Source organism: Pseudomonas sp. GM74, assembly GCF_000282455.1.
Lineage (GTDB): Bacteria > Pseudomonadota > Gammaproteobacteria > Pseudomonadales > Pseudomonadaceae > Aquipseudomonas.
This window is the reverse complement of sequence record NZ_AKJG01000172.1, coordinates 1-23,541: the sequence shown is the minus strand read 5'-3', so window position 1 is coordinate 23,541 and position 23,541 is coordinate 1. Positions and strand designations below refer to the sequence as shown.

Genomic DNA, 23,541 nt, shown 5'->3' with positions numbered 1-23,541 from the left:
GCTTCGATGAACTGAAGCAACCCACTGCCGAAAACTGCGTAACTCGTTGTTTACCAAGGAGTTTTCCGTTTCGACTGCGCCGGAAGTGGGGCGAATTATAGGCCTCCAGAATCTGCCGTCAAGCACTGATTCGGATTTCTATCGATATGTGCAAAAACACTGCTTATATATAGACGCGCCTGCAGGGAATGCGCAGTATATTGCCCAACACAAATAGAAACGCCCTTGACTCCTATATTTCGGACGATGCCACGTAATGAATGACCAGTCTCGCAGCCTAGCCTCTACCCTGTTCTCGGTTGGGCTGCTGCTCATAGCCATGGCGTCGATCCAGTCCGGAGCCTCCCTGGCCAAAAGCATGTTCGCCGTTGTCGGACCTCAGGGGACGACAACATTACGACTGATTTTTGCCAGCGTGATCATGATGCTGATACTGCGTCCATGGCGGGCAAAACTCACCGCCAGATCCCTGCGCACTGTCATCGTCTACGGGATGGCGCTGGGCGGCATGAACTTCCTCTTCTATATGTCGTTGCAAACCGTCCCGCTGGGCATCGCGGTGGCGCTTGAATTCACCGGCCCACTGGCGGTGGCGATCTACGCTTCGCGTCGTGCGATCGACTTTTTGTGGATCGCACTGGCAGCCGTCGGCTTACTGTTACTGATACCGACGGGGGAAGCGACCGCCGGCATCGATCTGGTAGGTGCCGGTTATGCCTTGGGTGCAGGGGTCTGCTGGGCGCTGTACATTTTGTTCGGTCAAAAAGCCGGGGCCGACAATGGCGTGCAAACCGCCGCACTGGGGGTAATGATCGCGGCGCTGTTCGTAGCCCCCATCGGTATTGTCCATGCCGGTTCCGCTTTGCTGACCCCGTCATTGATCCCTGTGGCCCTGGGTGTCGCCATCCTGTCCACTGCCCTCCCCTACACCCTGGAGATGGTCGCGCTGACCCGCATGCCGGCCAGAACCTTCGGCACCCTGATGAGTATCGAGCCAGCCTTTGGCGCGCTATCCGGCTTGCTGTTCCTTCATGAATACCTCTCGCTGTCACAATGGATGGCAATCATGTGCATTATTCTGGCATCCGTCGGTGCCACCATGACCATGAGTTCTGCCACCAGGCCAGCAGTAGCGGCAGATTGAAAGCAGATATGACACGGCTCTGGTATTTGCCGCTCAATTAGGCCATGTTTAGCCCCGCAATCCAGAGTCATGCCACGGACAATTTCAGATAGGGATATCAGTACGCGTCTAGCGAAAGCGAATGCAGCCAGACCCGGGCACAAGATCCGGGGACGCTATAAGGACAGTAATGAAACGATTTTTGATACTGGTCGCCGTACTTGCAATTGCGGGCTGCGCAGCGACCTCGGAAACACAGATCAAGCACGGCAAGAAAGGGCTACACATCAACTGCTCCGGACTGTCTTCATCCTGGGACAAGTGCTACGCCAGCGCCGCCAATTCCTGCGCCCCCAAGGGATACAAGGTCATCGCCAAATCGGGAGATGCCGTGGAAGAGCCCGGCGATTACCCGTTCGGCCTCAATCCTGCGGGTTATACCAGCCGCAGCATGATTGTCATCTGCAAATAGGCACGGCCGTCGCGTCAGGTTCTCGGACTTGCGATCTGACGGCCAATTTCCTCGTAGCTGGACTTCAGCACTGTACGCTGGATATCCGGGCTAGCCAGCATGCGCGCCACGACCAGCGCGCCAATACATTGCGACAGTATCGCCCACGCCAGGCTGTCGCTTTGCAGTACACCCGCCCAACGTTCCTGAAGCCGACAAATCCAGTGCTCTGCCTGTTGACGGACAGTCAGGTCGGAACGGGCAATTTCCGCCCCTAATGCCGGCAATGCACACCCGGTTTCCGGATTCTCGACATGAGACATACTCAGGTACTGCTTCAAGCAGCGCTCAAGCTTGTCACGGTCCTGCCCCTCCCCCAGTCGCGTCAGGCTTTGTCCCAACTCACGTTCGACAATGCTTGCGAACAACTCGTCTTTCGACGAAAAGTGGCTATAGAAGGCGCCGCCACTCAAGCCAATCGCTTTCATCAGGCCGTCCACGCCCACCGTTGAAAATCCGGACTTCTTGGCCGATACCGCACTGCTTTCCAGCAGCCTTTGCCTGGTTTCCAGCTTGTGACTGGCCGAATAACGCATTGTCCTTCCCCCCTGGATTGCTCGCCTTGACGTCTGTCGAATCATAGCATAACGTTCGTTTAGTTAACGATCGTTTACCAAAAGGGATCTACCCATGAATAACAAGAAGGTCGTACTGGTCGTCGGTGCAGGTGATTCCACGGGCGGCGCCATTGCCAAGCGTTTTGCCAAGGAGGGTTTTGTCGCCTGCGTCACCCGCCGCAGTGCGGACAAGCTCCAGCCACTGGTGGATGCCATCAAGTCCGATGGTGGCGAGGCCCACGGTTTCGCCTGCGATGCCCGCAAGGAAGACGATGTGGTAGCACTGGTCGAGCAGATCGAAAGCGAAATCGGCCCCATCGAGGCATTTGTCTTCAACATCGGCGCCAATGTGCCGTGCAGCATTCTCGAAGAAACCGCCCGAAAGTATTTCAAGATCTGGGAAATGGCCTGTTTTTCCGGTTTTCTCAATGCCCGTGAAGTGGCCATACGCATGGCCAAGCGCCAGCGAGGCACGATCCTGTTCACCGGTGCCACTGCAGGCCTGCGCGGCGCTGCCGGGTTCGCCGCATTTGCCGGAGCCAAGCACGGCATTCGAGCGCTGGCGCAAAGCATGGCCCGAGAGCTCGGCCCCATGAATATTCACGTTGCCCATGTCGTCGTCGACGGCGCCATCGATACCGACTTCATCCGCGACAGTTTCCCCGAGAAATACGCGACCAAGGATCAGGATGGCATCCTCGATCCCGAGCATATCGCCGAAAACTACTGGTACCTTCACAGCCAGCCCCGTGATGCCTGGACTTTCGAACTGGACCTTCGCCCCTGGAGCGAGCGCTGGTAACTCCCCACACATAACAACAAGACGAGCGCCTTGAACATGAGCAAAACCGTGGAGTTCTACTTCGACCTCGGCAGCCCCGCCACCTATCTGGCCTATACCCAGCTACCGAAAATCTGTGCACAGACCGATACCCGGCTGGTCTACATTCCGCTCTTGTTGGGCGGGGTATTCAAAGCCACCGGAAACGCCTCTCCGGTTACTGTCCCGGCAAAGGGCCGCTACATGCTTCAGGATCTGGACCGCTACGCCAGACGCTACGGCGTGCCTCTGAAATTCAATCCGCACTTCCCGATCAACACCTTGATGCTGATGCGCGCCGTAACAGGCATGCAGTTGCGCCACCCTGAACGCTTTAGCGCGTTCATCGATTGCCTGTTCAAGGCCATTTGGGTCGACGGTCGGAATCTCGATGAACCGGCAACTGTCGCGGCAGTGCTGAGCGAAAACGCTTTCGACCCGCAAGAGGTGCTGGCCCTGACCGCTGATGCAGAAGTCAAAGCCGTGCTCAAGGAGAACACCGAAAAAGCTGTGCAGCGAGGGGTGTTCGGAGCGCCGAGCATGTTTGTCGGCAACCAGTTGTACTTCGGCCAGGATCGACTGGGCTTCGTGCTCGAAGCCTTGAGTTAAATCTCGACCACCAACCGACCCTTTGCCGCTCCCGACAAGAGCAGTACATGGGCGGCTCCTGCGGTCTGCAATGTGAACGAGTGCGGGTCAAGCAACGGCAAGAGCTTACCCGCCTCAATCAACCGCGCCGCCACGGCGATAGATAAATGCCGTATCTGCGGCGAATCGTCGCCAATCCGCCACGGTCAAAGCGTTTGTCGACTATATGGCTCAGGCGCTGGATAACGCGCCTGAGCTACACAGGAACAATTAACTGCACCCGATCAAATAGCCGCAGTGCGAGTGTTCAGCCACTCCAGCGCAGCCCCCTCGACCAACGGACTCAGGCGCTCGCGCACTTCGGCGTGGTAGGCGTTGAACCACTGCTTTTCCTCGTCCGACAGCAGCGAGGTTTCCAGGCAGCGCGTATCGATCGGGCACAGGGTCAGGGTTTCGAACTTGAGGAACTCGCCGAATTCGCTTTTGCCTGCCTCACGGTTCATCGCCAGGTTTTCGATCCGCACACCCCAACGACCCGGACGATAGGTGCCCGGCTCAATGGACGTGATCATGCCGGGTTGCATCGCGGTTTGCGGTGCAGGCGCGGCCTGATAAGCGATGACTTGCGGACCTTCGTGGACGTTCAGGAAGTAACCGACGCCATGACCGGTGCCGTGACCGTAGTCGACACTTTCCGCCCAGATGGGCGCACGGGCGATGGCATCGAGCAGTGGCGAAAGAATGCCCTTCGGGAACTGCGCGCGGGACAAGGCAATCACGCCCTTGAGCACGCGGGTGCAATCGCGCTTTTGCTCATCGGTCGGTGTGCCCACCGCAACCATCCGCGTGATGTCGGTGGTGCCGCCCAGGTACTGGCCGCCGGAGTCGATCAGCAACAGACCGTCCCCTTCGATCACCGCGTGTTCTTCTTCGGTGGCATGGTAGTGCGGCATCGCGCCATTGGCGTTGAACGCGGCGATGGTATTGAAGCTCAGCGACACATAATCCGGACGGCGCTCACGTGCGGCGGTGAGTTTTTCGTCGATGGTCAGTTCGGTGATGCGCTCGCGCCCCAGTGCCGAGTCCAGCCAGGCGAAGAATTCGCACAGTGCTGCGCCGTCCTGCTCCATGGCCTGACGAATGTGTTCGGCATCGGCCAGGCTTTTTTGCGATTTGGCCAGGGTAGTCGGGTTCAGGCCTTCGATCAGCTTCACCCCGCTGTTCAGGTTGTCCAGCAACCCTGCCGTGACCCGCGCCGGGTCGACTTGCAGGCTCGCGCCGCTCGGCACGGCACGCAGTGCGGCGGCGACCTCGCTGTAATCGCGCAAGGTCACGCCGTCCTGTTCGAGAATGGCGCGCAACTGCGTGCTGACTTTGCTCAGGGCGACAAACAGCGTGGCCTGTTGCTGATTGATCAAGGCGAAAGAAACAAACACCGGGTTGAACGACACGTCGCCGCCACGCAGGTTGAACAGCCAGGCGATGTCATCGAGGGTGGCGATGAAATGCCAGTCGGCGCCACGCGCCTGAAGGGTTTCACGCAGTTTGGCGAGTTTCTCGCCACGGCTGACGGTCGCCTGTGGCGGCAAATGCTGATAGATCGGTTCGTTCGGCAGACCTGGGCGGTCGCTCCAGACGCCGCTCAACAGGTCGATATCGGTGCGCAGGCGAGCGCCACGCTCTTCAAGTTTGCTGCCCAGGGTCCGTGCCGAAGCCACGGCCATGACCGCGCCATCGACCGCGACAACGCCACCCTCCGGGGTTTGCTCGGCCAGCCATTCCAGTGGCCCGGGTTGACCCGGTTGCAGCTTGACCAGGTCAATGCCGCTGCCTTTGAGTTCCTTGGTCGCCTGCTCCCAATAACGGCTGTCGGCCCAGACGCCGGCAAAGTCCGGGGTCACGATCAGGGTGCCGACCGAACCATGGAAACCCGACAACCACTGGCGCCCCTGCCAGTAGCCCGGCAGGTATTCGGACAGGTGCGGGTCGGCCGACGGCACCAACAGGGCGTGAATGCCCTCCCGGCTCATCAGTTCGCGGGTTTGCGCCAGGCGCTGGGGCACCGATCCATTGATCGAAAGCTGCGTATTCATCGTGTCTCCTGCTAACCACGTCATCATTATTGTTGAGTGCCGATCAATGTCGGCGCTTCGTTGCCCTATTGCCAGAATGCCGGAGCACTGGTGCAGGCTGCCTTGATCAGTTGAACCGCCTGGTCGATGTCCTGCTCGGAGGTGAAACGCCCGAGGCTCAAGCGGATGGTGCGACTGGCCGACCGGGCATCATGCCCCAGGGCCAGCAGCACATGGGATGGGGTATTGCTCGCGGAATTGCAGGCGGATGTCGCAGAAAACGCGATCGAGGCCAGCAACGCCGCCGGGTTGAACTCGCCTTCGCTGAAGGTCAGGCTCAGGGTATGGGGAATGCGCCGGGTCGGGCTGCCGTTGAGACGCATGCCGGGAATGCTCTGCAATTGCTCGAGCAAGCGTTCACGCAAACGCACGATGGTTGCTTTCTCTTCATCGAACGCAGCCGCCGCCAGTGCAAAGGCCGCGCCCATGGCCACGATCTGATGGGTCGCCAGGGTGCCGGAACGCAAACCGCCCTCATGCCCGCCGCCATGGATCTGTGCCTGCAAACGCTGTTGCGCGCGCGGGCCGACGTACAACGCGCCGATGCCTTTGGGGCCATAGAGCTTGTGCGCGGAAAACGACATCAGGTCCACCGGCCACTGCCCGAGATCGATCGCCACTTTGCCCGCGCCCTGTGCGGCGTCGACATGGAACAACGCCCCGCGTTCACGCACGACCTGACCGATGGCGGGAATGTCGTTGAGGGTGCCCAGTTCGTTGTTGACCAGCATCAGCGACACCAGGAAGGTGTCCTCGCGCATCGCTTCGCTGACCGCTTGAGCGGTGATCAGGCCCTCGGCGTCCGGCACCAGATAGGTCACCGCGACACCGGCATCCTGCAGTTGCCTGGCGGTATCGAGAATGGCCTTGTGTTCGATCTGGCTGGTGATGATATGGCCGCCGCCAGTGCCGCGAGCCTGGGTCACGCCTTTGAGCGCGAGGTTGTTGGATTCGGTGGCGCCGGAGGTCCAGACGATCTGCCCGGGCGTCGCGCCGACCAGTTCGGCGACCTGGCGTCGCGCCTGTTCGACCGATTGCCGGGCCTGCTGGCCGAAGACGTGGGAGCTGGAGGCCGGGTTGCCGAAATTGCCGGTAAAGCCCAGACACTCGACCATCACCTTGATGACCCGCTCATCCACCGGCGTGGTGGCGGCGTAATCGAAATACAACGGACGTTTATTCATAAAAGACTCGCAGAGCGTGTTCCGGGATCAGGAAGCTCGTGACTGCAAACGGCAAAGCGCAGCCTTGTGAGCTGCGCGCTGTTTTCAGAACGTTACCAATACCTGATCGGATGCCGTTAAAGAAGAATTACTTCATTTAAAAGTGCGTAGGAACGCTCCTGAAAAGTCAGCTTAACAGGCATCGGGCAACCGGTTGAAGCAATGCATCAGCTAAAGCTTTCGAGCAACAGCGGATACAGCGAACCCACGAGCAGTGCGGCCATGCCCCAATTGAACAGGCGCAGCCAGCGGCGATCCTTCAGAACATTGCGCAACAGCGTGCCGCAAGCGGCCCAGACACCGACACTCGGCAGGTTGATGATCGCAAAGACGGCGGCGATCACGATCACATTAGTGAAGTACCCCTGCATCGGCGTGTAGGTGCTGATGGCGCCAATGGCCATGATCCAGGCCTTGGGATTGACCCACTGGAATGCGGCGGCGCCCAAATAGCTGATCGGTTTCGCCTCGCCCTGCTGGCTCTCCGACATTGGTCCGGAATGGGCGATTTTCCACGCCAGATACAGCAAATACGCCGCCCCCGCATAACGCAGCACGGTGTAGAGCAAAGGGTAAGTCTGGAACACTGCGCCAAGGCCGAAACCGACCGCCACCACCAGTACGAAAAAACCACAAGTGATACCGAGCATGTGTGGAATCGTGCGGTTGAAGCCGAAGTTCACCCCGGATGCCAGCAACATGGTGTTGTTCGGGCCGGGTGTGATCGAGGTGACGAGGGCAAACAGGGCGAAGCCCAGCAGCAGGTCGAGTGAGAGCGTCATGGGTGGCAGTCCGTCAGGGTCGGTCAGGTGTTGACCCTATCGCACCCCTTGGGCGAAACCCATGGACAGTTACGCGAAACTTGGAGCGGTACAGTTTCGCCTCAGCTTGGACGACCGTGAAGCTGTACAGATCGCCCGGCGTTCATTTCACCCTGGTTGTCGAAATTGAACGACTTTTGCGGCTGGCCGAGCAGTTCGGCTTTTTTCGCGTGGTATTCGTCGAAGGACAGACCGCGGCGGTTCAGCGCTTCCAATGCCAGCTCCTTGCTTTCTTCAGCCGTGTAAGGCCGAAGTTCAGGGGAAACATGGCTGGCACATCCGGCGAGTACGGAGACGGCGAGCATCAGTAAAGTGGCAATCATCGGTTTCATTTTGGCGTCCTGGCGACTGGTTCGAGGCAATGAACACAGGCTACCCGCGCCTCCCGGGCAGCAGAAATCAACGCTTTCAATAGTGGCTATCAAGAAATGGCGATCATTGTCGATTGCCGGGAGAACGCGGGCCAGGAGCGCACTCGTTGGAGCCGGCTTGATGGCACTTATATGGCGCTGCTGCTCGTCGGGCACTCGGTGAGGCGAAAGTGGCTGGCCTATATTTATTCGGTCGTACAACGGCACAGGTACTTTCTATTCACAAAACAACAACAGGGAGATCCATCATGAGCGTCAAACCCATTCCAGAGGGGTATCACAGCGTCACCCCCTATCTGGGCATCAACAAAGCCGCCGAAGCCATCGCGTTCTACAAAAAAGCCTTTGGCGCCGTTGAAATCATGCGCCTGGACATGCCCGGTGGCAGTGTCGGCCACGCTGAACTGCGCATCGGCGATTGCCCGATCATGCTCGGCACACCGTGTGATCAAGGGCCGCTGAGCAACCCGGACAATTCGCCGTCCGTGGGTCTGCATTTGTATGTGACGGATGTCGACAAGTCCTACAAACAGGCGATCGATGCCGGCGCAACCGTTGTATCGGAGGTCAAGGATCAGTTTTACGGCGACCGTACGGGCACCTTGAAGGATCCCTTCGGGCACCTGTGGTTCCTGGCCACGCACAAGGAAGACCTGACCCAGGAGCAGATTGAACAACGGGCGAAGGAGATGTTTCAGCAGGGTTGAAATCTTCGCGAGCAGGCTCGCTCGGACTCTGTGGGAGCGGGCTTGCTCGCGAAGGCGGTGTGTCAGGCAACATTGACTTTGAATGTGCCGTCCCCTTCGCGAGCAAGCCCGCTCCCACCGTTTGATCTTCAGTGAATGTAAATCCTGCGGTCGGTCGTGCGCGGATTGCTCTGCCTCTCCGCCCCTCGCGAAACATTTTCTTTCATTTCCCCTTTCGGGATTTCCCCTGCTCATCCGTCCTACCTAGATGCAGTCCGTTCGCGTAGGCAAAAGCCACGACTGGACCTTCATGTCGCTCATCCCTGCGAAGCCCGCAGCCGAGCGGCCACTCATCCAGGCAAGACCTCCAACATGTCAAAGAAGTCCCGTTCAAAAATCTGGTTCCTGGTCCATAGCTGGCTGGCGCTGCCGATCTGGTTTTTCGTGCTGATCGTCTGTGTGACCGGCACCCTGGCCGTCATCAGCCAGGAAATCGTCTGGCTGGCCAACCCGCCAATGCGTGCCACCCAGCCCTCGGACGATGTTCCGCTGCTCAGCTATCAGCAGGTCATCGAGGCCATCAACAAGGCCGAACCGCAGACCGTGGTGCAGAGCATCAGCCGCCCCGACGAGTCGCACTTCGCCCTGGATGTCGAAGTCAGCTACCCCGACGGGCGCTCGGTGGTGATTTATGTCAATCCGTACAGCGGCGTGATCCAGGGTGTCGCGCCGCAATTCAACTTCCGCGCCTTCACCCGCGCCCTGCACGCTTGGTGGCTGGTGCCTTTTACCAATGGCTATAGCTGGGGCTGGTACCTGGTGTCGTTTCTCGGCCTGCCGTTGCTGGCTTCGCTGGTCACGGGACTGGTGGTCTACAAACGCTTCTGGAAAGGCTTTTTCCGACCGACCCTGCGCATTCGCCACGGCGCGCGGATTTTCTGGGGCGACTTTCATCGCTTGAGCGGCATCTGGTCGATCTGGTTCATCGCGGTGATTTCCATTACCGGCACCTGGTTCCTGATCCAGGCAGTGCTGTCCGATAACCAGATTTCCATTTCCACGGAAAAGATCATCCCGGCGATGTCCCGCGAAGCGGTGCCGCTGTCAGCCGATGGCTCGCCCCCGCCGCGTATCGACCTTGATCGCGCGGTTGAAATCGCCACACAGAAAATCTCCGGGCTGGAGGCCAGTTTCGTCAGCCTGCCGGGTAATGCCTACAGCCACCTGGATGTCGGCGGACGCGGTTGGTATCCGTTGATGTTCCAGACCGCCACGATCAACCCGTACAACGGCGAAATCGCCGCCTCGCGCCTGATCTCGGACCGCTCGGCCCTGGAGTTCGTCACCGAGTCCATGCGCCCGCTGCACACCGGCGATTTTGGCGGACTGTGGATCAAGCTGATCTGGGCGTTCTTCGGCCTGCTGCTGAGCATGATGGTGCTCAGCGGCCTGCTGATCTGGACCAAGCGCACGGCGCTGGCCACGGCCAATGCCTTCAAACGCAGCAACAAAAAACAGCGCGACACCAGGGCGCAACCGGCCAGGAACAACGAAGTATCGGAGGTCGACCTGTGAGCAAAAACATTGCAGCCCCGCTACCTTCGCGCCTGATTGTGTTCTGGCACCAATGGCGCTTTCACCTGAACGTCCTGTTGCTGCTGATTCCACTCGGTTTCATGCCCAAGTACTTCGCCGACGAGGCATTGATGCGCGGCGACAGTGGCCTTGGCGAACGAGAAGTCGGCGAAGTCCGGGTCGGCCCCTGGAGCCTGCGCCTGGCGGAATTGCGCAATTCAGCACCGATGCTCGAAGGCCCCGCCGGCTACATGAAGGGTTTCAACGCCGCTCTGTGCGAAGCCTGTATCGGCCAGGTCAAGGCCACTTACCTGCGCATCGGCAAGCCCCGCAGCCTGCGCGCCGCCGGGGTGATTTTCTTCGGCGCCCCGTACCGCATGGGCGCTTCGCTGCCCGTCCCGGAAAGGACCACGGCCGACGCCGAACTGTGGATCACCATGGAAGGCTGGGACGGCGCCATGCATCAGGCATCCATTCCTTTGAGCCAGGCCTCCCCCGCCACCATCGCCTGGTTGAACAAACAAGGAGGCAAACCATGATCAACCCCCTTCGCCCGCTCAGCGTCGTGTTGCTGGTGCTCTGCGCCGGCTTCAGCGCCAGCGCCCTGGCCCACAACCCGATGTGCGAGTGCAAGGCCATCGACGCGCAGCAGATCAAGTGCACCGGTGGGTTTTCCGACGGCAGCGGCGCTCCGGGCGTGACCCTCGATGTGATCGGCTACGACGAAACCATCCTGGTGCCGGGCAAGCTCGGGCCTGATTCGACCCTGACCTTCAAGAAGCCCGGCGCCGAGTTCTACGTGCTGTTCGACGCAGGTCCCGGTCACGTCGTGGAAATCGACCAAGCGGATATCGAGGCACCATGAGCACACCAACGACCCAAGTCGTGCGCCCGGCCGGTGCCGGTCACGAAACCCTCTACGTTCTGCTGCTGTGCCTGATGATCCTGGCGGTGGCCGGCTCGGTGGTGCTCTGGCGTGGTGAATCCCATGAGGTGAGCAGCGTCAGCAGCCACCAACTGGATGCGCGCCGTGACCTCAGTGCATCCGAGCAAGGTATCTACGCCGATCTGCGAGTGACGCTGGACGAGATCCATTTGCTGCGCCAGGAGCAGCAAACGCTGCCGACACCCGAGGCGCTGGCCGAAGAAGGGTTTGCGCCGTTTGCCCGGGACGCCAGCTCCGTCAGCCGGGGCGGCCATGACTGGCAATTGCTCGACGCCAGGGCCTATTTCGGCCAGAGCCAGACGCCGACGGTTGCCGGTTCGTTCCTGCTGCGCCTGAGCGCAACCGACGATGGCGCACCGGACATCTGGCTCAACCGCGCCAGCAAGCTCACGCCCCCTGCCGACCTCAGCGATGCCGCGCTCGAAAGCGCCGGCTGGCAGCAGGTCGTCGCGCAATTCGATGCCGGCGTGACCCGCCAGCACCGGCACTGAACCCTCGCCTTTTTCCGAGAGAAGACCGCTTTCCCATGCCCAATTCATCTCACCGTTGTTTTTTACGCCTGCTGCTGGTCAGCTTGCTCGCCTGCCTGTTGCCATCACTGGCCAGCGCCGACGAAGCCAAGCGCCTGCGCATCGGCATCACCCTGCATCCCTACTACAGCTATGTGGCGAACATCGTCGGCGACAAGGCCGAGGTGGTGCCGCTGATTCCGGCCGGTTTCAATCCACATGCCTACGAGCCCCGCGCCGAAGACATCAAGCGCATCAGCGGGCTGGACGTGATCGTGCTCAACGGTGTCGGCCACGACGACTTCGCCGACCGCATGATCGCCGCCAGCGAAACCCCGAACGTGCCGGTGATCGAAGCCAACGAGAATGTGCCGCTGCTCGCCGCCACCGGCGTGGCCGCCCGCGGCGCCGGCAAAGTGGTGAATCCGCACACCTTCCTGTCGATCAGTGCTTCCATCGCTCAGATCAACAACATCGCCCGGGAGCTGGGCAAGCTCGACCCGGCCAATGCCAGGACCTATACCGAAAACGCCCGCGCCTACGGCAAGCGTCTGCGCAAGATGCGCGCCGACGCCCTGGCCAAACTGACCCAGGCACCGAACGCCGAACTGCGGGTGGCCACGGTGCACGCGGCCTACGACTACCTGTTGCGCGAATTCGGCCTGGAAGTGACGGCCGTGGTCGAACCGGCCCACGGTATCGAGCCAAGCCCGAGTCAGCTGAAAAAAACCATCGATCAACTGCGTGAGCTGGACGTGAAGGTAATCTTCTCGGAGATTGACTTTCCTTCCACTTACGTCGACACCATCCAGCGCGAATCCGGGGTGAAGCTGTATCCGCTGTCGCACATTTCCTACGGCGAATACACCGCCGACAAGTACGAAAAGGAAATGACCGGCAACCTCGACACCGTGGTGCGGGCGATTCAGGAGTCGGGGGCATGACTGCCAAGGAGATCATCAGTGCACAAAACCCCGTTCCAAGTGACTCCGAATCCATTGTGGGACCGACTCTGGATTTCGCCGACGTCAGCCTGACGCTGGGCCGCACGACGATCCTCGACAACGTAACCTTCCAGGTTCGCCCCGGCAGCGTGCACGCACTGGTCGGTCCCAACGGCGGTGGCAAGAGCTCGCTGATCAAAACCCTGCTCGGGCAGATGCCGCACCAGGGGCGCTTGAGCCTGCAATGGCCAACCGAGCCGGGGACCATCGGCTATGTGCCACAGGCGCTGGAGTTCGACCGGGGCTTGCCGATGACCGTCGACGATTTCATGGCTGCCATGTGCCAGCGTCGCCCGGCCTTTCTTGGCTTGAGCAAACACTACGCGGCGGCGATTGGCGAGGCGCTGGAGCGGGTCGGCATGCAGGACAAACGCAAGCGCCGCATGGGCGCGCTGTCCGGCGGCGAACGGCAACGGGTGTTGCTGGCCCAGGGGCTGATTCCGCCTCCACAATTGCTGGTGCTCGACGAACCCATGTCGGCCCTTGATGAGGCCGGCATCCGGGTGTTCGAACGCTTGCTCAGCGACTGGCGAGCGGCGGGCATCACCGTACTGTGGATCGAGCACGACCTGGAGGCGGTCGGGCGCCTGGCCGATCACGTCACAGGGCTCAATCGCCGGGTGCTGTTCGACGCCACGCCGCAACAGGCGCTGACACCGGAGCGTTTGTTGACGCTGTTCTCGACCCACCCACGGAGCCTTGCCTGATGAGTTACGAAGCTTTTCGCCTGATGGTCCAGGGCTGGGCGTCGTCAGGTTATCTGCCCGAGGCGCTGGCCTATGGGTTCGTGGTCAACGCGTTGATCGCCGGACTGCTGATCGGCCCGGTGCTGGGCGGCCTTGGCACGCTGGTGGTGGTCAAGCGCTTCGCGTTTTTCTCCGAAGCAGTCGGTCATGCCGCGCTGACCGGCGTGGCCATCGGCATCCTGCTCGGCGAACCCTACACCGGGCCTTACGGCAGCCTGTTCGGCTACTGCCTGCTGTTCGGCATCCTGCTCAATTACCTGCGCAACCGCACCGGCCTGGCGCCGGACACCTTGATCGGTGTGTTTCTCTCGGTGTCGCTTGCCCTGGGCGCGAGCCTGCTGCTGATTCTGGCGGGCAAGATCAACGTGCACATTCTGGAAAACGTGCTGTTCGGCTCGGTGCTGACAGTCAACGGCAATGACCTGCTGGTGCTGGCCATCGTCGGTTCGCTGGTGATGGCCCTGGCCTTGCCGCTGTACAACCGCATCATGCTAGCCAGTTTCAACCCGCAACTGGCGGCGGTGCGCGGGGTGGCGGTGAAGGCACTGGATTATCTGTTCGTGATTCTGGTGACGCTGATCACCGTCGCCGCCGTAAAAGTCATCGGCGCGATTCTGGTCGGCGCCCTGCTGGTGATTCCGGCCGCCGCGGCACGCCTGCTCAGCCAATCGCTGAAGGGCTTTTTCTGGTGTTCGGTGCTGATCGCCACCGTCAGCACGCTGTGCGGGATTCTCGCGCCGATTGTCTTCGACCTGCCAATCCCGTCCGGTGCCGCGATCATCCTCGTGGCCGGTATCGCCTTCGCCATGGCCGCCCTCGCGCGCGGCGTTGTCCCCAGCCTGAAAGGGAACCTTGGATAAATGACTTTTTCACTGCGTCAACTGACCCTCGCCGTCGCCCTGTTCGGGCTGGCGCCAACGGCCATCGCCGCCGACAACGGCAAACCGCTGCGTGTGCTGGCCTCCTTGCCGATTACTTATGGGCTGGGTGAAGTGTTGCTCAAGGGCACCGATGTCAGCCTCGAACGTGCAGCCCCGGCCAATTTGCCCGGCAGCCGCCAGACCGCCTACTTCACCGGCCGTGGTGCCCCGGCGCTGGCCAGGCTGGCGGACGGTGCCGATGCGGTGATCGGCCTGCGCTCACTGTGGCCGGATGACCCGCTGTACCCGATCTCCCGGCGCAGCAATATCCGCATCGTCGAAGTCGACGCCGCCCGCCCGGTGGACGGCGCCCTGCCCGGCATAGCCGTGCAACCCGACAACAAGGTCGACGGGCTGAACAGCCAGCCGTGGTTCTCCAGCAATAACATGGGGCGCATGGCCGATGTGATGGCGGCGGACCTGGTACGCCTGGCCCCCGAGGCCAAGCCGAAAATCGACGCTAACCTGGCCGCGTTGAAACAGCGCTTGCTCAAGCTCAGTGCCACCAGCGAAGCGCGGCTGGCCAACGCGGACAACCTGAGTGTGCTGAGTCTCAGCGATCACTTCGGCTACCTGATCGGCGGTCTCAATCTGGAATTGATCGGCCAGGACGCACGCGCCGATGCCGAGTGGACACCGGAGGCGCTCACGCAATTGGCCACGACGCTCAAGGACAATGACGTCGCGCTAGTGCTGCATCACAGGCAACCGTCGGATGCGCTGAAAGCGCTGATTGCCGGGTCGGGTAGCCGGTTGGTGGTGCTGAGTACCGATGCCGAGGATCCGGTGGCGGAGCTGGAGGGGAATGTGGAGCTGGTCATCGACGGGCTTAGTGGCGTGTAACCTCAGCTGGACCGCGTTATCGTTCTTCGCGAGCAAGCCCGCTCCCACAGGGCACAGCATTCCAAATGTGGGAGCGGGCTTGCTCGCGAAAGCGGCCTGACAGACAACACAAATTCCAGACCTGAAAAAGCCCGCTGACTGTCACCAGTCCAGCGGGCTTCTTTTTGCATGACGGATCAGTGCGCCACAGCCCCCTGCTCGTCCATTTTCTGCCGCAGGCTCAGCGGACGCATGTCGGTCCAGGTCTCTTCAATGTAGGCCAGGCATTCCTTTTTCAGCCCGCTTTTGCCCACGGTGCGCCAGCCTTGTGGCACGGCTTTGTAGTCGGGCCAGATCGAGTATTGCTCTTCGTGGTTGACCACGACCTGAAAGAGGATGTCCTCGCGGTCGAATACTGACGTCATGGTGTCTCTCCATCGTTATCGGGCGGGCTGCGCTGTGCGCGCAGCCGTTATGTAGAAAGAACGTTCCGCAGGGCGGAAAATTTAAAGACTGACGGTGGCGGCGGCCAGGGCCCGGCCGAAGATTTCGGCCACGCGATCGATTTGCGCAGTAGTAATCACCAGCGGCGGCAGGAAGCGCACCACCGCGCCATGGCGGCCACCGAGTTCCAGGATCAAGCCACGCTTGAGGCATTCGCGCTGCACCAGGGGTGCCAGGCGGGCGAAGGCCGGCGGATGACCCTGGGCATCCAGCGCGCCCGTCGGGTCGACCAGTTCGACGCCGAGCATCAAGCCACGCCCACGAATGTCACCCAGTTGCGGGAAGTCCCGCTGCAGGATGCGCAGGTGCTCGGCCAGGCGCTCGCCCATCGCGGCGGCATGCTCGCAGACCTTGTGTTCGACCAGATAACGCATCACTGCGGAACCGGCGGCCATGGCCATCTGATTGCCACGGAACGTCCCCGCATGGGCGCCCGGCAGCCAGGTGTCGAGCCAGTCGCGATAGACCACCACCGCCAGCGGCAGGCTGCCACCGATGGCCTTGGACATCACCACGACATCGGGAATGATCCCGGCGTGCTCGAAGGCGAACATCTTGCCGGTGCGGGCGAAGCCACTCTGGATTTCATCGACGATCAGCGCGACACCCGCCTGTTCAGTGATCCGCCGCACACCGCGCAACCAGTCCAGATCCGCCGGGATCACCCCACCCTCGCCCTGCACCACCTCCACGATTACTGCTGCGGGCAATTGCACGCCGGCCTCGGGATCATTGAGCAGGTTTTCCAGGTAATTCAGGTTGGCTTTGACCCCTTGCTCGCCGCCAAGCCCGAACGGGCAGCGGTAATCGTAAGGGTACGGCATGAACTGCACGCCACTGCCGAGCAAGGCGCCCAAGGGCTTTTTCGGCCCCAGGCTGCCCATCAGGCTCAACGCGCCCTGACTCATGCCATGGTACCCCCCCTGGAACGACAGCACGGTGCTGCGACCAGTGGCGGTGCGCACCAGCTTCAGTGCCGCTTCCACGGCGTCGGTGCCGGTCGGGCCACAGAACTGGATCTTCGCTTCAGCGGCCAGGGCTGGCGGCAGCAGAGCGAACAGATCCTGGACGAACCGGTCCTTGACCGGCGTGGTCAGGTCCAGGGTGTGCAGCGGCAGTTCATCGGCCAGCACTTGCTGGATGGCTTCGATCACCACCGGGTGGTTGTGCCCCAGGGCCAGGGTTCCGGCACCGGCCAGGCAATCGATGAAGGTGCGGCCTTCGACGTCTTCGACATACAGGCCCCTGGCGCGTTTGAGTGCCAGGGGAATGCGCCGTGGATAGCTGCGGGCATTGGATTCCTGCCGGCTCTGACGGGCCAGCAGCGGCGATTCGTTGAATTGATAAAGCGTCTCGGCGGGCGTCGCCGGTTGCTCTTCGATCAGGCTGGTAGCGACTGACATCTCTCGACCCCTCAATACGGTTTTCCTGTTCTGGAAACGCATCAGCGGGGTGAGGATTTAGACTTTCAATCCGCTTTCTTGGCGGTCACCGCAATACCCTGTGGGAGCGGGCTTGCCCGCGAAGGCGGTGTAACAGTCAACAATGATGTTGAATGCAATGGCCTCTTCGCGAGCAAGCCCGCTCCCACAGGGGATGGTGGTGTTTTTCAGGCCGGTTGCAACGGCATCGTCAGCTCGACCCGCAAGCCGTCCGGCCGGCTATCGAAATGCAGCGTGCAACCGCAACGCTGAACGATGGCCTGGACAATCGCCAGCCCCAGACCACAACCGGTGCTCTGGCCATTGCGCCAGAAGCGCTGGGTCAGGTGCTGCAGATCTTCTTCGGCAATCCCCGGCCCATGGTCGCGTACCACGAATTGCACACGGTTGCCGGTGGTTTCCAGGCTCAACTCCACCGATTTGTCGGCGGGGGTATGGCGCAGTGCGTTGTCGAGCAAGTTGCGCAGCGCGGCAATCGACAGCACGGCGGGCATTTGTACCGGCGCGGCGGAAACCTTGCCCGGGGCCTGAAACCTGATGCGTTGGCGATCGCCGCTCGCCGCGTCCTGGATCGCCAGTTTCGCCACTTGCTCGGCGTTGCATTGCACTCCGTCGTCAAACGACAGACTGCCCTCGACGCGCGCCAGCAACAGCAATTGTTCGAGGGTCCGGTGCATGCGGTCGGCGCCCTCTTCGGCCCGGGCCAGGGACTGATCCCGGGCGCTGCCGTCGGTCATGCGCGCCACTTGCAGGTGGGTCTTGATCGCGGTCAGCGGGCTGCGCAGTTCGTGGGCCGCATCCCCGGTCAGGCGCCGTTCGCGCTCGATGGCTTTGCCGATGCGCTGGAGCAACTGGTTCTGGGTTTCCAGCAAGGGTTGCAGCTCGCTGGGCAGCGGCTGGATCTGCAAGGGCTCGAGGGAGTCGGCGCTGCGGCGCATCAAGGCGTCGCGCATGCGGTTGAGCGGCGCCAGCCCCTGGCCGATGCCCAGCCAGAGCAAACACAGGCAACCGAGCAGCGCCACGCCCACCGGCACCGAAGCGGCCAGCAGGATCGACATGTTCAACGCCTCGCGCTCGATCTGCCGGTCGGCGGTGGTGATACGCAGATCGCCCCGGGCCAATGTGAAACTGCGCCACGGCGCGCCGTCGATCATCTGATCGTGAAAACCGAGTTTCTCGGCCTCCAGGGTCTGCTGCGGATCGGTGTGGCTGCGGGCAAGGATCTCACCGCGCAACGAACTGACCTGACAGGCCATGCCACCTGGAATGTTCAGCTGTTCGGCACTGAAGTGGGTGCCCTCGCCCTTGCTCGGCACGGGCGGCAGTTGCTCCATCAAGCCGGCGACCATGCGCGCCGACGCCACCAGGCGCTGGTCGAGGGAGAACATCATTTGATTGCGCAAATCGCTGAGCATCCAGGCCGCGGCCAGGGCCCAGATCAAAGCAAAGGCGGCGCCGAGCGTCAGGCTCAGGCGCAAACGCAGACTCATCACTTCGATTCTTCTCCGCCATCAGCCGGCCCCAGGCGATAGCCCAGGCCGCGCACGGTCTCGACAATACCGTTGCCGAGCTTGCGCCGCAGGTGATGGATATGGACGTTGAGGGCGTTGCTTTCCAGTTCGTCGTTGAAACCGTAGACGCTGTCCTTGAGTTGCTCGGTAGACAACACGCGGCCACGGTTATGCAGTAAGGCTTGCAGCAATGACTGCTCACGACGCGACAGGTCCACCGGCTGCCCCGCGAGCGTGGTTTCGCGGCTGCTCGGGTCGTAAGTCAGGGCACCATGCTCGATCAGATTGACGCTACGCCCCGCCACCCGCCGCAACAGCGTGTGCAAGCGTGCGGCGAGTTCGCGCAAGTCGAACGGCTTGAGCAGATAGTCGTCGGCACCGGCTTGCAGGCCATCGACGCGGTCAGTGACAGAGTCACGGGCGGTGAGGATCAAGACCGGCAACTCCAGGCCTTGATGGCGCAACTGCTGCAGCAGCTTGAGGCCATCCTCGTCCGGCAACCCGAGGTCGAGCACCATAACGTCGAACTCCGCCACCTTGAGCATCGCCCGGGCAGCGGACGCCGTGGCGACGTGTTCCACGGTCAGGCCCTGAGCGGTCAGACCGGCGACGATACCGCTGGCGATCAATTCATCGTCTTCGCAAACCAGTACGTGCATGGGGAGCCTCGTAGAAATAAAGCCTATTAAGCCGTTGACCGATTAAGTCGACATTATGCCGCAAGTGCCACCGTCACAAGGCCAGGGCGGTTAATCATCGGTTAATCGCCACGCGCCACTGTGCACCTCATTAGCACAGGGCAAAGGCTTATCCATGCGTCGTCTGTTTTTACTTTTTACCTTCTTGATCGCGGGCCTGGCCCAGGCGGGAACCAATCCGTTCGACACCAAACCTGAATTCCTCCCGGTTGATAAAGCCTTCACGTTTACCTCTGAACGCCTGGAATCCGGTGAGACCCAGCTCTATTGGCAGATCACAGACGGCTATTACCTGTACCAGAAACGCTTGAAGTTCGACGGTTTGCCTGTCGAACAGCATCCAGCGTTGCCGGAGGGTGAAGCCCACAGCGACGAGTTTTTCGGTGAACAGCAAGTCTACCGTCAGGGCCTGGAACTGAAGATTCCGGCGGGTGCCAGCGGTCAGGTCAAGGTCAGTTACCAGGGCTGTGCCGATGCCGGTTTGTGTTATCCGCCACAAACCAGAGTCGTGGACCTGGGCAATACCAATGCGCTGGATGTGGTCACTGAAGCACCGGACCAGGCGCTGGCCAGCGGTCTGCAACAACGGGCGCTGGGCTGGAGCCTTTTGCTGTTCTTCGGCCTGGGCCTGTTGCTGGCCTTCACGCCTTGTTCATTGCCGATGCTGCCGATTCTCGCCGGGTTGATCGTCGGCAGTGGCGCTTCGCCCAAACGCGGTTTCGCCCTGGCCAGCAGCTACGTGGTCAGCATGGCGCTGGTGTATGCGGCGATGGGTGTGCTGGCCGCCTCCCTCGGGGCGAACCTGCAAGCCTGGTTGCAGAACCCCTGGCTGCTGGGCAGTTTCGCGGCGATTTTCGTGCTGCTGGCGCTGCCGATGTTCGGTTTCTTCGAACTGCAACTGCCGGTGGCCGTGCGTGATCGCCTGGAAAATGTCTCGCGCAATCAACGCGGCGGCAATCTGATCGGCGCCGGAGTGCTGGGGGCGCTGTCCGGTCTGCTGGTGGGCCCGTGCATGACCGCACCGCTGGCCGGCGCCCTGCTCTACATCGCGCAAAGCGGTAACGCGTTGCATGGCGGGCTGATTCTGTTCGCCATGGGTATCGGCATCGGTGTGCCGCTGCTGTTGCTGGTGACCGTCGGCAATCGCTTCATGCCCAAGCCCGGCGCCTGGATGAACCTGGTCAAAGGTATTTTCGGCTTCCTGTTCCTCGCCACCGCATTGTTGATGGTGCGCCCGGTGCTGGACGAATCCCTGTGGGTCGGCTTGTGCGGTGCGCTGCTTTTGATCGCGGCCTATAGCGCCTGGAAACAGTCGGAAGGTTTTGGCCGTATCGCGCACCTGTTTGGCGCCAGTTCGCTGTTGCTCGGTCTATGGGGTGGCCTGTTGGTGATCGGTGCGGCCGGTGGCGGCGATGATCCGTTCAAGCCATTGCAGGTCTACCGCGCCTCGAACCAGGCTGTGGCCGCCGTGCCGGTTGGCCACGATGCCTTCACCACCATCAAGGATCCGCAGGCACTGCAACGGGAACTCGACGCCGCCCAGGCACAGGGCCAGTGGGTATTGCTGGACTACTACGCCGACTGGTGCGTGTCGTGCAAGGTCATGGAAAAACAGGTCTTCGGCAAAACCCGTGTCCTCGAAGCCTTGAGCGATGTGCGCTTGCTCCGACTGGACGTCACCGCCGACAATGCCGCCAGCCGCGAACTGCTCGGCCGTTACAAAGTGCCAGGGCCACCGAGCCTGCTGTGGATTGGCGTGGACGGTGAAGAGCGACGCAGCCAGCGCATCACCGGCGAGGTCGATGCCGATACGTTCCTGCAACGCTGGACCACCACCCGAGACGCCCGTTAATGCTGACCTTCACCCTCGGCACCTTTGCCATCGCGCTTAATCACCTGCTGCTGATCAGTGCGCTGGCGCTGGCCACTCTTGTCGGCTGGCGGATTGCCAAGCGTGGTGGTGAAAACCCCGAGTCGGTGCTGTTCAGCCTGTTCCTGCTGGGCATGCTGGCGGCCAGAATCAGTTTCGTGGCGGCCTATTGGGTGCACTATCGCAACGATCCGTGGCAGGTCATCGACCTGCGCGATGGCGGTTTTCTCGCCTGGCCCGGGGTAGTTGTCGTATTGCTCGCCACGCTGTATCGCGGCTGGCGTCGCCCGGGTCTGCGCCGTCCATTGGGCTTTGGCGTGACCAGTGGCCTGGCCTTCTGGTTGTTGGCGACGTTCTCCCTGTCGATTTATGAACAAGGCACACGCCTGCCGGAAATCACCCTGCGCAACGCCGCCGGCGACACCGTGCAACTGGCCGACTACAAGGGCGGCCCGTTGGTGATCAATCTCTGGGCCACCTGGTGCCCGCCGTGCCGCCGGGAAATGCCGGTGCTGGAAAACGCCCAGCAACAACGGCCGGACCTGACGTTCCTGTTCGTCAATCAGGCGGAAAGCATGCAAAGCGTCGCGACCTTTCTGGAAACCCAGGGCCTGAGCCTGTCCAACGTGTTGTTCGACGGCAGCGGGCGTCTGAGCCAGGCCGTCGGCTCCATGGCGTTGCCGACTACGCTGTTCTACAACCCCGAGGGTCGCCTGCTGGGCAGCCATCTGGGTGAATTGTCGGAAGCCAGCCTGGCCCGTGCGCTGGAAAACTTCGACACCGTACCCGCCACCTCTTCAAGGAAACTGCCATGCCCCGCCTCCGCCACCTGCTGACCCTGAGCCTCGGTGCTGCCCTGTTGCACCTGCCATCGGTGCAGGCCGAAGAGTTGCCCGATGCGATCAAGAAAATCGAGGCCAAGGGCGCGAAAATCGTCGGCCAGTTCGACGCCCCCGACGGCTTGCGCGGTTATGCCGCGCAATACCAGAACCGCGGCATGGCGCTGTACCTGACCCCGGATGGCAAACACGTGTTGCTGGGCAATCTGTATGACGCCGAGGGCAATGACCTGAGCAGCGCGCCATTGCAGAAACTGGTGTATGCCCCGATGGCCAAGGAAGTCTGGGCCAAGTTCGAAACCAGCAACTGGATCGGCGACGGCAAGAAGGATGCGCCGCGCGTGGTGTACCTGTTCAGTGATCCGAACTGCCCGTACTGCAACATGTTCTGGGAGCAGGCCCGGCCGTGGGTCACGGCTGGCAAGGTGCAGTTGCGCCACATCATGGTGGGCATCATCCGCGAGGACAGCCCGGGGAAATCCGCCGCATTGCTCGCGGCCAAAGACCCGGAAAAAGCCCTGCAGGATCACGAAGGCGCTGGCAAAGACAGTTCGCTCAAGGCCTTGAAGCAAGTACCGCCGGCGATTCAGGCAAAGTTCGCGGCCAACATGCAATTGATGGAAGAGCTGGAGTTACAGGCGACGCCGGCGATTTTCTACATGGACGACAAGGGTAATCTGCAACAGCAGCAAGGCGCGCCGTCGCCGGACAAACTGGCGAAGATTCTCGGGCCGAAGTAGTTTTACCTTCAGATTTGCGATGACAGTACTGACGCCTTCGCGGGCAAGCCCGCTCCCACAGGGAAAGGTGATTATCTGTGGGAGCGAGCTTGCTCGCGATGGCGGCGGTAGATTCAACTAAGCCCGGTCGGCCAAAAATGCCAACAAGGTTTCAGTCACAAACTCCGGATTCTCCAGATTGGAAATATGCCCCGCCTCCGGCACCAGCACCCAAGGGCAGCCAATCAGCTCAGCCATTTCACGGGCTTCACTCGGTGGCCGTGGCTTGTCCTGATCGCCGCACATCACCAGTGTGGTCGCAGCGTCCAGTTCGCCCAGCCGCAATAACCGGTCATCGCGCCCAAACGTAATCCACCCCATCGGCACGATGCTTTCACGCAGGCGATCAGCGGGTAGAGCCTCCAGGGAAGCACGAAAATCCCGGTAGAGCGCCGACTGCGGATCGATGCCCGGCCGGAAGAAAATCGGCACCACGACATCCAGCAGCGCTGGCGTGATACCCCCCCTCTTCGATCTGCTTCAACAGTGAAAAGTAATACTGGCGAGTCGGCTCCGGTTCGGCACCGTAGTGCCGCGCCAGCTC

26 protein-coding genes and 1 pseudogene are annotated in these 23,541 nt (G+C 61.4%); 16 read left to right on the top strand and 11 right to left on the bottom strand.

Going from position 1 to position 23,541, the window contains the following annotated elements:
- Positions 1-256: 256 nt before the first annotated feature.
- On the top strand, positions 257-1,144 hold the full coding sequence (gene rhtA / locus PMI34_RS00290) for a threonine/homoserine exporter RhtA (RefSeq protein WP_008054257.1): 888 nt from the start codon (positions 257-259) through the stop codon (positions 1,142-1,144).
- 169 nt (positions 1,145-1,313) lie between these two features.
- Positions 1,314-1,595 carry a hypothetical protein gene (locus tag PMI34_RS00295; RefSeq protein ID WP_008054256.1) on the top strand — a complete coding sequence of 94 codons (282 nt, stop codon included), beginning with the start codon at positions 1,314-1,316 and terminating at the stop codon, positions 1,593-1,595.
- Positions 1,596-1,609: 14 nt separating this feature from the next.
- On the opposite strand, the gene PMI34_RS00300 is transcribed toward PMI34_RS00295, so the two are convergent.
- The gene (locus tag PMI34_RS00300; protein ID WP_008054255.1) at positions 1,610-2,170 is read right to left on the bottom strand and encodes a TetR/AcrR family transcriptional regulator; all 561 of its coding nucleotides are present in this window, start codon (positions 2,168-2,170) and stop codon (positions 1,610-1,612) included.
- A gap of 94 nt (positions 2,171-2,264) precedes the next feature.
- Here PMI34_RS00300 and PMI34_RS00305 point away from each other — a divergent pair, with 94 nt between their 5' ends.
- Both PMI34_RS00305 and PMI34_RS00310 read left to right on the top strand, forming a co-directional pair.
- Positions 2,265-2,993, top strand: coding sequence for an SDR family oxidoreductase (locus tag PMI34_RS00305; protein WP_008054254.1), 729 nt, complete (start codon positions 2,265-2,267; stop codon positions 2,991-2,993).
- 36 nt (positions 2,994-3,029) lie between these two features.
- Entirely contained in the window at positions 3,030-3,620 is a 591-nt protein-coding gene (locus PMI34_RS00310) for a 2-hydroxychromene-2-carboxylate isomerase (RefSeq protein WP_008054253.1), read from the top strand.
- Here the strand turns inward: PMI34_RS00310 and PMI34_RS28530 are convergent.
- The 5 genes from PMI34_RS28530 to PMI34_RS00330 form a co-directional block, all read right to left on the bottom strand.
- Complete coding sequence (locus PMI34_RS28530; protein ID WP_238538844.1) at positions 3,617-3,754, bottom strand: zinc-binding dehydrogenase; 138 nt, start codon at positions 3,752-3,754, stop codon at positions 3,617-3,619. The genes PMI34_RS00310 and PMI34_RS28530 overlap by 4 nt on opposite strands.
- Positions 3,755-3,883: 129 nt before the next feature.
- Positions 3,884-5,692 (bottom strand): aminopeptidase P family protein, encoded by a 1,809-nt coding sequence (locus PMI34_RS00315; protein WP_008054252.1) that lies wholly within the window; start codon positions 5,690-5,692, stop codon positions 3,884-3,886.
- 65 nt (positions 5,693-5,757) lie between these two features.
- Positions 5,758-6,915 (bottom strand): cysteine desulfurase family protein, encoded by a 1,158-nt coding sequence (locus tag PMI34_RS00320; protein ID WP_008054247.1) that lies wholly within the window; start codon positions 6,913-6,915, stop codon positions 5,758-5,760.
- Positions 6,916-7,121: 206 nt separating this feature from the next.
- Positions 7,122-7,736, bottom strand: coding sequence for a LysE family translocator (locus PMI34_RS00325; protein WP_008054246.1), 615 nt, complete (start codon positions 7,734-7,736; stop codon positions 7,122-7,124).
- 101 nt (positions 7,737-7,837) lie between these two features.
- Positions 7,838-8,107, bottom strand: coding sequence for a hypothetical protein (locus tag PMI34_RS00330; RefSeq protein WP_008054245.1), 270 nt, complete (start codon positions 8,105-8,107; stop codon positions 7,838-7,840).
- 287 nt (positions 8,108-8,394) lie between these two features.
- Between PMI34_RS00330 and PMI34_RS00335 the strand changes: the two genes are divergently transcribed.
- The 9 genes from PMI34_RS00335 (at position 8,395) to PMI34_RS00375 (ending at position 15,375) form a co-directional block, all read left to right on the top strand.
- Positions 8,395-8,853, top strand: coding sequence for a VOC family protein (locus PMI34_RS00335; RefSeq protein ID WP_008054244.1), 459 nt, complete (start codon positions 8,395-8,397; stop codon positions 8,851-8,853).
- Positions 8,854-9,204: 351 nt separating this feature from the next.
- A complete protein-coding gene (locus PMI34_RS00340; RefSeq protein ID WP_008054242.1) occupies positions 9,205-10,407 on the top strand; it encodes a PepSY-associated TM helix domain-containing protein in 1,203 nt (400 codons plus the stop codon).
- Positions 10,404-10,946, top strand: coding sequence for a hypothetical protein (locus PMI34_RS00345; protein WP_008054241.1), 543 nt, complete (start codon positions 10,404-10,406; stop codon positions 10,944-10,946). The genes PMI34_RS00340 and PMI34_RS00345 overlap by 4 nt, the downstream gene beginning before the upstream one ends.
- Positions 10,943-11,272, top strand: coding sequence for a hypothetical protein (locus tag PMI34_RS00350; RefSeq protein WP_008054240.1), 330 nt, complete (start codon positions 10,943-10,945; stop codon positions 11,270-11,272). The genes PMI34_RS00345 and PMI34_RS00350 overlap by 4 nt, the downstream gene beginning before the upstream one ends.
- Positions 11,269-11,844 carry a DUF6162 family protein gene (locus tag PMI34_RS00355; RefSeq protein WP_008054239.1) on the top strand — a complete coding sequence of 192 codons (576 nt, stop codon included), beginning with the start codon at positions 11,269-11,271 and terminating at the stop codon, positions 11,842-11,844. Before PMI34_RS00350 ends, PMI34_RS00355 begins: the two co-directional genes overlap by 4 nt.
- A 35-nt stretch (positions 11,845-11,879) precedes the next feature.
- Positions 11,880-12,806: a metal ABC transporter substrate-binding protein gene (locus PMI34_RS00360; protein ID WP_008054238.1), complete on the top strand. Its 927-nt coding sequence runs from the start codon at positions 11,880-11,882 to the stop codon at positions 12,804-12,806.
- Positions 12,803-13,573, top strand: coding sequence for a metal ABC transporter ATP-binding protein (locus tag PMI34_RS00365; protein ID WP_008054237.1), 771 nt, complete (start codon positions 12,803-12,805; stop codon positions 13,571-13,573). The genes PMI34_RS00360 and PMI34_RS00365 overlap by 4 nt, the downstream gene beginning before the upstream one ends.
- Positions 13,573-14,472, top strand: coding sequence for a metal ABC transporter permease (locus PMI34_RS00370; RefSeq protein ID WP_008054235.1), 900 nt, complete (start codon positions 13,573-13,575; stop codon positions 14,470-14,472). The genes PMI34_RS00365 and PMI34_RS00370 overlap by 1 nt, the downstream gene beginning before the upstream one ends.
- Positions 14,473-15,375 carry a metal ABC transporter substrate-binding protein gene (locus PMI34_RS00375; RefSeq protein WP_008054234.1) on the top strand — a complete coding sequence of 301 codons (903 nt, stop codon included), beginning with the start codon at positions 14,473-14,475 and terminating at the stop codon, positions 15,373-15,375.
- Positions 15,376-15,551: 176 nt separating this feature from the next.
- Here PMI34_RS00375 and PMI34_RS00380 read toward each other — a convergent pair whose 3' ends face one another.
- The 4 genes from PMI34_RS00380 to PMI34_RS00395 all read right to left on the bottom strand — a co-directional run bounded on the left by PMI34_RS00380 (position 15,552) and on the right by PMI34_RS00395 (position 19,470).
- Positions 15,552-15,779 carry an MbtH family protein gene (locus PMI34_RS00380; protein WP_008054233.1) on the bottom strand — a complete coding sequence of 76 codons (228 nt, stop codon included), beginning with the start codon at positions 15,777-15,779 and terminating at the stop codon, positions 15,552-15,554.
- 81 nt (positions 15,780-15,860) lie between these two features.
- Positions 15,861-17,261 carry an aspartate aminotransferase family protein gene (locus PMI34_RS00385; protein WP_008054232.1) on the bottom strand — a complete coding sequence of 467 codons (1,401 nt, stop codon included), beginning with the start codon at positions 17,259-17,261 and terminating at the stop codon, positions 15,861-15,863.
- A 206-nt stretch (positions 17,262-17,467) separates the two neighbouring features.
- Positions 17,468-18,793 carry an ATP-binding protein gene (locus PMI34_RS00390; RefSeq protein WP_032829950.1) on the bottom strand — a complete coding sequence of 442 codons (1,326 nt, stop codon included), beginning with the start codon at positions 18,791-18,793 and terminating at the stop codon, positions 17,468-17,470.
- Entirely contained in the window at positions 18,790-19,470 is a 681-nt protein-coding gene (locus PMI34_RS00395) for a response regulator (RefSeq protein WP_008020398.1), read from the bottom strand. Before PMI34_RS00395 ends, PMI34_RS00390 begins: the two co-directional genes overlap by 4 nt.
- Positions 19,471-19,624: 154 nt before the next feature.
- On the opposite strand from PMI34_RS00395, the gene dsbD reads away from it, so the two are divergent.
- From dsbD to dsbG, 3 genes are read left to right on the top strand one after another with little or no spacing between them, the layout of a single operon-like run.
- Complete coding sequence (dsbD, locus tag PMI34_RS00400; RefSeq protein WP_008054228.1) at positions 19,625-21,361, top strand: protein-disulfide reductase DsbD; 1,737 nt, start codon at positions 19,625-19,627, stop codon at positions 21,359-21,361.
- On the top strand, positions 21,361-22,215 hold the full coding sequence (locus tag PMI34_RS00405) for a TlpA disulfide reductase family protein (RefSeq protein WP_008054227.1): 855 nt from the start codon (positions 21,361-21,363) through the stop codon (positions 22,213-22,215). Before dsbD ends, PMI34_RS00405 begins: the two co-directional genes overlap by 1 nt.
- A complete protein-coding gene (dsbG, locus tag PMI34_RS00410; RefSeq protein WP_008054226.1) occupies positions 22,191-22,958 on the top strand; it encodes a thiol:disulfide interchange protein DsbG in 768 nt (255 codons plus the stop codon). Before PMI34_RS00405 ends, dsbG begins: the two co-directional genes overlap by 25 nt.
- Before the next feature lie 117 nt (positions 22,959-23,075).
- On the opposite strand, the pseudogene PMI34_RS0127610 reads toward dsbG, so the two are convergent.
- A pseudogene (locus PMI34_RS0127610) lies at positions 23,076-23,541 on the bottom strand (alpha/beta fold hydrolase); the annotation flags it as partial.